Origin of the sequence: Moritella viscosa, from assembly GCF_900120065.1 — a bacterium.
Classification (GTDB): Bacteria; Pseudomonadota; Gammaproteobacteria; order Enterobacterales; family Moritellaceae; genus Moritella; species Moritella viscosa.
In genome coordinates this window covers 1-686 of record NZ_FPLG01000122.1, presented here as the reverse complement: position 1 = coordinate 686, position 686 = coordinate 1, and the positions used below count along the sequence as shown (strand labels likewise).

Annotated in this window: 1 protein-coding gene and 1 pseudogene; both read left to right on the top strand. The window is 44.6% G+C overall.

All coding sequences use genetic code 11. The features are described 5' to 3' along the window. Window positions 1-372 (top strand): annotated as a pseudogene (locus BT797_RS23915) (hypothetical protein); the annotation flags it as partial. Between the two features lie 3 nt (window positions 373-375). Then, window positions 376-630, top strand: coding sequence for a tail fiber assembly protein (locus tag BT797_RS20405; RefSeq protein WP_052678272.1), 255 nt, complete (start codon window positions 376-378; stop codon window positions 628-630). Window positions 631-686: the final 56 nt, after the last annotated feature.

Sequence of the window (686 nt, the reverse complement as noted above, 5' to 3'; positions counted from 1 at the left end):
GGTATGGCTGCTAATACAGGTTATACAAACCATCTGATTTTCACTGGAACAAGCTCATCAGATTCGGTCGCGGGTCTGTTGGAATTAAAAAAAATAGCAAAAAATGGCGAATTAAGTTTGTTTATCTCTGAACCGAGTGGGGACAAAGAAGTTGCATTGACCCGTGATTTAGAAGGGACAGCACTGCCTGTATCATTCAGAAGCATTGGTCAAGGCCGTGATAATGGCATTGCTCGCGTTACGTTAAAAGTTGATACACGGTACCACTGTGGTGCGGACCGCTCTTTTGGGGCTCACATTATGTATACATCCGATAAAGGGCGCCCATCAGTGGCTCGTGTTACTCAAATTAAACCAACTTGGGAAGAATAAATTATGCAGGAAAACAATACGAACAGTGAGCTTGGTTACCTCGATGCAGAAATGGCAAATGAGACGAAGTGGTCCACAGTACGTGTAATACGTGATGCTAAATTAAAGGCAACGGATTGGTTAGTCATCAAGTACATGGGAAGTGGAGAATCATTACCGGATGCTTGGAAGCAATATCGTTCGACATTACGTGATATTCCGCAATCTGGTGTTGAGCCTGACGCTATCGTTTGGCCACAGAAGCCCGCTATTAGCTAATGCACAGTATTAGCCTTGCGTCTCACCAAACTGCGACCCTTTGCACAACTGCAGAG